At 67.6% G+C, this 7,479-nt stretch carries 7 protein-coding genes; 3 read left to right on the top strand and 4 right to left on the bottom strand.

What is annotated here, in order from left to right; all coding sequences use genetic code 11:
- The coding region (locus tag ACTHLF_RS18960) for an oxygenase MpaB family protein (RefSeq protein ID WP_440329430.1) at positions 1-574 on the top strand (574 nt) is incomplete at its 5' end.
- 370 nt (positions 575-944) lie between these two features.
- Entirely contained in the window at positions 945-2,012 is a 1,068-nt protein-coding gene (locus ACTHLF_RS18955; protein ID WP_440329429.1) for a GGDEF domain-containing protein, read from the top strand.
- A 111-nt stretch (positions 2,013-2,123) separates the two neighbouring features.
- Here ACTHLF_RS18955 and sodC read toward each other — a convergent pair whose 3' ends face one another.
- The 3 genes from sodC to ACTHLF_RS18940 all read right to left on the bottom strand — a co-directional run bounded on the left by sodC (position 2,124) and on the right by ACTHLF_RS18940 (position 4,684).
- The gene (sodC, locus tag ACTHLF_RS18950; protein WP_440329428.1) at positions 2,124-2,651 is read right to left on the bottom strand and encodes a superoxide dismutase [Cu-Zn] SodC; all 528 of its coding nucleotides are present in this window, start codon (positions 2,649-2,651) and stop codon (positions 2,124-2,126) included.
- Between the two features lie 231 nt (positions 2,652-2,882).
- Positions 2,883-3,581, bottom strand: a complete 699-nt coding sequence (locus ACTHLF_RS18945) for a pseudouridine synthase (RefSeq protein WP_440329426.1) — start codon at positions 3,579-3,581, stop codon at positions 2,883-2,885.
- Positions 3,578-4,684 (bottom strand): class I SAM-dependent methyltransferase, encoded by a 1,107-nt coding sequence (locus tag ACTHLF_RS18940; protein WP_440329425.1) that lies wholly within the window; start codon positions 4,682-4,684, stop codon positions 3,578-3,580. The genes ACTHLF_RS18945 and ACTHLF_RS18940 overlap by 4 nt, the downstream gene beginning before the upstream one ends.
- Positions 4,685-4,817: 133 nt before the next feature.
- On the opposite strand from ACTHLF_RS18940, the gene ACTHLF_RS18935 reads away from it, so the two are divergent.
- Positions 4,818-5,639, top strand: coding sequence for an alpha/beta fold hydrolase (locus tag ACTHLF_RS18935; protein WP_440329423.1), 822 nt, complete (start codon positions 4,818-4,820; stop codon positions 5,637-5,639).
- Between the two features lie 139 nt (positions 5,640-5,778).
- On the opposite strand, the gene ACTHLF_RS18930 is transcribed toward ACTHLF_RS18935, so the two are convergent.
- On the bottom strand, positions 5,779-7,332 hold the full coding sequence (locus ACTHLF_RS18930) for a protein adenylyltransferase SelO (RefSeq protein ID WP_440329421.1): 1,554 nt from the start codon (positions 7,330-7,332) through the stop codon (positions 5,779-5,781).
- Between the last annotated feature and the right edge of the window lie 147 nt (positions 7,333-7,479).

Genomic DNA, 7,479 nt, shown 5'->3' with positions numbered 1-7,479 from the left:
GGTCCGCACGATCCACGCGCAGGTGCGCGGCGTCGACGAGGCGGGCGTGCCCTACACCGCCGATGACCCCGACATGCTCACCTGGGTGCACGTGAGCGAGATGTCCAGCTTCCTGGCCGGCTTCCGCGCCTATGGCCCGATGGAGGTGCCGCCGGCGGCGGCCGATGCCTACTTCAATGAAACCCGACGCATCGCGGAGGCGCTGGGCGCCCGCGATGTCCCCGGCTCGGTCGCGGCCCTGGACGATTACGTGCGCAGCGTGATCCCCACCCTCGCCTATACCGAGCGCACCCGGGTTGTCCTCGAGGTACTCGCCGACCTGGACCTGCCCGTCCCGCTCGCCGGCCTGTCACGCGACATCTTCCTCCACGCCGGCGCCTACCTGCTGCCGCCCTGGGCGAGCGAGCTGCTGCGCCGCAGCCCGGCCGACCACATCAAGGGCCGGGTCGCGGCGCGAACGCTGCGCGGCATGGCGCCGCTGTTCCGCGCCGCCCTGACCGATGGGGTCGCGACGCGATCGTGTCACCGGGTTGGGGTGGATCGGGGGTTGCTCACGACCTGGCCGTCGCGCTAATCGGCCCAACCGTCCCGCCGGAGCCGGAAGCCTCTGTAGGAGCCCACCCTGTGGGCGACATCTTTCGCGATAGCGCCGCAAGACCTGTTGGTCTCCCGCGAACGGCGTCGCCCACAGGGTGGGCTCCTACAAGGGGTCGTGCCAAATGTGAAGGCCGTCGCATGCGACTCAGTTCACAGTTCTCACCATTCCGCGAGAATTTGCACTAAAGTTACCGGCTTTCCGGTCGCTATAACTTGCTGGGGAGCCCGCCGGCTCCTTCGCGCGTCGCGATCACCAGGGCTCACAGGGGGCCTTCTCGGGGGAGGATGGGTTCGGTGCGACTTCATACGATCAAGCGTGGCCTGCTGGCCGCGGGCATGGGCCGGCCGTGAGTTCAGCCTGGCACTCGCTCGCCGGTGGCATGCCGGAATCCAGGCTCCTCGCCTCCGTGGCGGAGTTCACCCATCACCGCGATATCGACGCGCTGGACCACAGCCTCGTGCTGTCGATGGCCGAACTGGTCGCGGTGAAGAGCGTGACCCTGTGCAAGGCGGGCGACAGCCTGCAACACCCCGTTGAATCCCTGACCGTCTGCACCCGCAACGGCGACGGCCAGTGCGTTGTCGAAGCCCTGGAGCCCATGCGCGATGGCGACCCGGTGGACACCATCGTCTGCTCGATGGAGACGCTGGAAGTCATCTCCGACGTGACCGACGACGGCAGCTGCCGCCTGGTCGTGCCGATCATCCGCGACCATGTCGCGATCGGCGCCCTGATGCTCGAGGCCGACGACACGCTGGATAGCGTGCGCACCATGGTCGAGGGCTTCGCCCGGATCTATGCCAACTACATCGCCCTGCTCAACGAGAGCGAGCGCGACAAGCTCACTGGCCTGTACAACCGCCGCAGCTTCGAGCAGCGCCTGCAGCGGCTGCTGAAGCTCCAGCGCCAGCGCGCCCGCGCGCTGCGTCGCGACGAGGAGCGGCGCAGCGCCAGCGAGGATGTCGCGCAGATCTATCTCGCGATCCTCGACATCGATCATTTCAAGCGCATCAACGACACCTGGGGCCATGTCTACGGCGACGAGGTGATCCTGATGCTCGCGCAGCAGATGCGCGCCTGCTTCCGCCAGAACGACGTGTTGTTCCGGTTCGGTGGCGAGGAGTTCGTGATGCTGCTGGCGTCGGAGGACGAGTTCTCGGCCGCCAATGCACTGGAGCGTTTCCGCGAGCATGTCGCCCGCTGGTCGTTCCCGCAGGTCGGCCACGTCACGGTGAGCATCGGCTACGCGCGGATCAGCGAGCACGATTACCCCGAGATCGTGCTGGATCGCGCGGACAAGGCGCTGTACTACGCCAAGCAGAACGGTCGGAACAGCGTGCAGGGCTTTGAGGCGCTTACGGCCCGCGGTGAACTGGCTGCGCCTGTGGCGCTGGGTACGGTCGATCTGTTCTGACGGCCTTCACAGGTCGTCGCGAAAGGCGTCGCCCACAGGGTGGGCTCCTACGACGGCCGTAGGAGCCCACCCTGTGGGCGACATCTATCGCGATAACGCCGACGCTGCTGCTTACTTCACCACACCGCAAGCGATGCGATCACCGCCACCGCCCAGCGGCTTGGGCTCGTCGGAGTAGTTGTCGCCGCCGGCGTGGATCATCAGCGCGTGGCCCTTCAGCGTGGCCAGGCTCTTCAGGTGCGGGGCGGTCACTGCCGTCGTGTCCGTGCCGTCGGCACCCACCGTGATCTTCGGCAGGTCGCCTTCATGGCCCATGCCGTCCGGACCTTCGTGCTTGCCGGTCTTGGCCGGATCGAAGTGGCCACCGGCCGCCAGCGCGGCGCCCTTCTTGCCGTCCTTCTCGCCCGGCGCGCAGCTCGGCTTCTCATGCAGGTGGAAACCATGCTCGCCCGCCGGCAGGCCCTTGAGGTCCGGGGTGAAGACGAGGCCGCCAGCGCTTTCGCTGATCTTGACCGAGCCCACCGACGCGCCGTTGCCGTCAACCGAGACCATCGTCATCGGCACCGTCACGCTCTTGTCGGCCGCCTGCGCCGCGCCACACACCAGCAGCCCGGCCGCTACGATTGCGAACTTTCTCATCTTGCACTCCCCAAACGGATGAAAGGTGGTCTGGGATACTGCACCGCGCGTGCACGTGGCGTCCACATCCGAGACCCGGCCCTTGTGGGAGCGCGCTTGCGCGCGATGGGCGCTCGCAGCAAGCACCCATCACGTAGGAGCCCACCCTGTGGGCGACATCCTTCGCCCCACCGCAACAGGCCCTGCGGCGACATCGCGAACGGCGTCGCCCACAGGGTGGGCTCCTACGCGTCAGCCGAAGATCGCGCGGATGTCTTCTTCCGTCAGCAAGCGCCACTTGCCCGGCTCGAGACCACCGAGCGTCAGGCCGCCGAGGGCGGTGCGCTCCAGCGTCTCGACATGGTTGCCGACGGCGGCGAACATCCGCCGGACCTGGTGGTAGCGGCCTTCGGTGAGCGTGAGCCGCACGTGGCGTGGCCCGAGCACTTCGAGCGACGCGGGTTCCAGCGGATCGGTTTCGCCTTCCAGCATCAGCGTGCCCGCGGCGAACACCTCGGCTTCGTTGCCTTTCAGGTCTTCGGCCAGGGTCGCTTCGTACACCTTCCCGAGTTCGCTCTTCGGCGAAATGATCCGGTGCAGCAGCTGGCCGTCGTCGGTGAACAGCAGCAGGCCGGACGTATCCCGATCGAGCCGCCCCACGGTGGAGAGCACGGGGTTGCGCACACCGAAGCGCGGCGGCAGCAGGTCGTAGACCAGCCGGCCCACGTCCTTGCGCGAGCACGTGTAGCCGGTGGGCTTGTTGAGCATCAGCAGCATGCCCTGCGGCGGGTCGAGCGGCTCGCCTTCGAAGCGGACATCGGCGTGCTCGACCTTGTCGTCGGCGTACAGCACCTCGCCGCTGGCGTCGGTCACCGCGCCTTCGCGGAAGAGCTGGGCGACCTGCTTGCGGCTGCCGTAGCCGAGGTTGGCAAGGAGTCTTACGAGTTTCATGGGCGGGGATCCTTCGCTTCGATCACCTTGAAGCCATCGCGATCGACCACGGTGCGTACCTGCCCGAAGCAGGCGGCGAGCGTGGCCTCGTACGCGAGATGGCGATTGGCGACCATCCAGAAGCGGCCGCCCGGCGCCAGCGCGCGGGCAGCGGTAACAATGAAGGCACGGCCAAGCTCAGGCTGGTCGGCACGGCCCTGGTGGAAAGGCGGGTTGGAAACGATGGCGTCGTAGCGGCCATCCACGCCATGGGTGACATCGCCCCACACCACACGCGTGTCGATCGCGCGGCCGCTGCGTGCGACCGCCGCGGCGATATTCGTCCGGGCCGGCTCAAGGGCGCGCCCTTCGGCCTCGAAGAGGTCGATCGACGTCACCTGTGCGCAACGCTCGACCACTTCGCAGGCGAGGTAGCCGAAGCCTGCGCCGAGATCCGCGACGCGCCCGCGCAGGTCGTTGGGGAGCACGCTGGCGAGCAAGGCCGACGCGATGTCGATCCGATCCCAGGCGAACAGGCCGCGGCGGCTGGTGAAACGGCCGTCGGCGATCGGCTGGGGCGCGTCGAGCGCGAGCCATTCACCGAGCAGCGTGGCATCCGGGGCCGCGCCGGGGCGCGTCCAGAAGACGCGGCATTTGTGCTTTGAGAGCTGGCTGACGCTTCCGGCTAGCAGGGCGAGGTCCGCTTCGGCGGTCTTGGCGCCTTCGGTGTTGGGGACGCTGGCGACTACGATGCCGGTGGGTGAAACGACGCTCATGGCCTGGGCGAACAACAGGCGGGTTTCTTCGCGTTGGCGTGTCGGGAGGACGAGGACGAATTCGTACGTGGCGGTGTGCGCCATCGCGCGCAAGCGCGCTCCCACAGGGGCTGCGTCGGCCATTGAGGGATCGGTGATGACGTCGTATTTGTGGCGGGCGAGTGCGTTGGCGGCGGGGGCGAATGATTGTTGCAGCACCCAGCCGGCGCGGATGTGTTCGCGCAGGGCCACGCCTTCGCGGGCACGCAGCATCAGCACGCCGCCTTGCGCCGGCAGCGTGAGTTCGCCGGTGGCGAAGGGAACGAACAGCGCTTCAAGCGCGGCGTCGGAGGCGGAACCGGCGGACACGTCGGTGATTCCATGAGGTCTTGGACCCGCCATTCTAGCGTTTTGTACGGAGCCCGCAGATTTGTCCAATAACGACACCCGGCCAGCCGCCAGACTCTGCCTTCCCGACTTTTTTCACCGGAGATCCATCCCCATGCCCTATATCAAGGTCAAAGACGGCACCGAGATTTTCTACAAGGATTTCGGCAACGGCCAGCCGGTCGTGTTCTCGCATGGCTGGCCGCTCAGCGCCGATGCGTGGGATGCGCAGATGATGTTCATGTCGAACAACGGCTTCCGTACGATCGCCCACGATCGCCGCAGCCACGGCCGCTCGACGCAGACGTTCGACGGCAACGACATGGATACGTATGCCGATGACCTGCACGCCCTGATCGAAGCGCTGGACCTGAAGGACATCATCATGGTCGGCCATTCCACCGGTGGTGGCGAAGTGGCGCACTACATGGGCCGCCATGGCACGAAGCGCGTTGCGCGCGCCGTGCTGGTGGGCGCCGTGCCGCCGCAGATGATCAAGACCGAAGCCAATCCGCTGGGCCTGCCGAAGAGCGTGTTCGATGGCATCCGCGATGGCGTGTGGAACGATCGCTCGCAGTTCTACCGTGACCTGACGATGCCGTTCTACAGCTACAACCGCGATGGCGCCAAGGTTTCCGAAGGCGTGCGCGAATCGTTCTGGCTGCAGGGCATGATGGGCGGCCTGAAGGGCCAGTACGACTGCATCCGCGAATTCTCGGAAGTCGATTACGGCCCGGACCTCGACAAGATCGACGTGCCCGTGCTGCTGATCCATGGCACCGACGACCAGATCGTACCGATCGACGCCGCCGCCCGTTCGGGCGTGAAGCGCCTGAAGAACGGCACGCTGAAGGAATACCCGGGCGCCCCGCACGGCCTGGTGACCACCGAGCAGGACAAGTTCAACGCCGACCTGCTGGCGTTTGCGCGGGGCTAAGCCCGCACGCCTGCCCACAACCAAAGGCAACCAACGTAGGAGCCCACCCTGTGGGCGACGCCTTTCGCGAAGGCCCCCCGGGCCCGGTGGCGGCTTTGCGAAAGATGTCGCCCACCGGGTGGGCTCCGACGACGTTTTGTCAGCTACAGCACGAAAGCATCGAGCAGCCGACCCGGTCGCGGGCCCAGTCGGGCCGGCGGCCGGCGAGGTGATCCTTCCCGGGCTGCGCCTCGTACGGGTAACGCAGGACCTCGAGCAGCTCCGTCACGCCGCTGTTATCGCCCTGTTCTGCCTTGTCGATCGCCTGCTGGGCGAGGTAGTTGCGCAGCACGTAGCGCGGATTGCTCGCGTGCATCAGCGCGAGCCGCTCGCCCTCGGAGGCCTCGTCCTCGCGCACCCGCTGCGCGTACTGCTTCAGCCACGCATCCAGTGGTTCGCTGACCGCCACGCGCTGCGCCTCGCTGTAGAACGCGGCGCCCAGCACGCCCGCATGTGGGGCATGCACGTCCAGCGACGCGAGGTCGCGGTAGAAGATCGTCATGTCCATGCCGCCCGCGGTCAGCACGCCACGCAGGTCGGCGATGAGCTCGTCGTCGCCGTCGCGCGCATGCAGCAGGCCGAGTTTCGCGGCGGAATACGCCGCGTCGGTCGCCTCGAAGGTCTCGACGTACGCGTCGAGCCCCCGCTGCAGCGGCTCCGCGCTATCGAACAGCGGCGACAACGCCTGGGCCAGCGCCTGCAGGTTCCAGTAGCCGATCTGCGGCTGGTTGCCAAAGCGGTAGCGGCGGTGCTGGCGATCCGTCGTGTTGGGTGTCCAGTCCGGGTTGAAGTCGTCGATCCAGCCGTACGGGCCGTAATCGATGGTGAGGCCCAGGATCGACAGGTTGTCGGTGTTCATCACCCCGTGGACGAAGCCCACGCGCATCCATTCGGCCATCAGCCGGGCCGTGCGCGTGCTCACTTCGCGGAAGAAAGCGGCATTGCGCTCCGCTTCCGGCAGCGCGTCGATCGCAGGGAAATGCGTGCGGACGGTGAAGTCGACCAGCTGCCGCAGCAACGCCGTGTCTCCCCGCGACGAGGGCAGCTCGTAGTTGCCGAAGCGCAGGAAGCTCGGCGCGACGCGGCAGACGATGGCGCCAGGCTCCGGAGCCGGGTTGCCGTCGTACATCACATCGCGCACGACCTGGTCGCCCGTCGCCACGACCGAAAGCGCGCGCGTGGTCGGCACGCCCAGGTGGTGCATGGCCTCGCTGCACAGGAACTCGCGGATCGATGAGCGGAGCACGGCGCGGCCATCGGCGCCGCGCGAGTACGGCGTACGCCCTGCCCCCTTCAGCTGGAGCTCCTGGCGCCCGTCGTGCGCGGTCAGGACCTCGCCCAGGCCGATCGCGCGGCCGTCGCCGAGCTGGCCGGCCCAGTGGCCGAACTGGTGGCCACCGTAGGCCATGGCGTAACCGGTCATGCCCGGGATGCTGGCGTTGCCCGCGAAGATCTCCGCGAAGTCCGGCCGCGCCGGGTCGATCCCGAGCATGGCCGCGACCTCGCCCGACACGGCCACGATGCGGGGTGCCGCCACGGGCGTCGGTTCGACCCAGGAAAAGGCCGCGCCGCTCACCTGGCGCGAGGCAAGGTGGGTATCCGGGTCGGCGGGCAACTCGCGGGTGAAGGCGTTGTCGAAGCGGAGGCCTGTCATCGGGGCGGGCTCTGGGGCGTTGTCAGATATATCCGGGCACCGGCCAACGAGCACAAGCCCACCGTAGGAGCCCACCCTGTGGGCGACGCCTTTCGCTGAAGCGCCACAGGGTATGCAGGTCTTCGCGAAAGATGTCGCCCACAGGGT

The sequence above is a fragment of the Luteibacter sp. genome, assembly GCF_051958795.1.
Taxonomy (GTDB): Bacteria; Pseudomonadota; Gammaproteobacteria; order Xanthomonadales; family Rhodanobacteraceae; genus Luteibacter.
Note: the sequence above shows the minus strand (reverse complement) of the source record. Positions and strands in the feature narration are given on the sequence as shown.

Bases quoted from the DNA above. Each gene is read 5' to 3' on its own strand.
- sodC (WP_440329428.1), bottom strand. From the start codon at position 2,651: ATGAGAAAGTTCGCAATCGTAGCGGCCGGGCTGCTGGTGTGTGGCGCG.
- ACTHLF_RS18945 (WP_440329426.1), bottom strand. From the start codon at position 3,581: ATGAAACTCGTAAGACTCCTTGCCAACCTCGGCTACGGCAGCCGCAAG.
- ACTHLF_RS18935 (WP_440329423.1), top strand. From the start codon at position 4,818: ATGCCCTATATCAAGGTCAAAGACGGCACCGAGATTTTCTACAAGGAT.
- ACTHLF_RS18930 (WP_440329421.1), bottom strand. From the start codon at position 7,332: ATGACAGGCCTCCGCTTCGACAACGCCTTCACCCGCGAGTTGCCCGCC.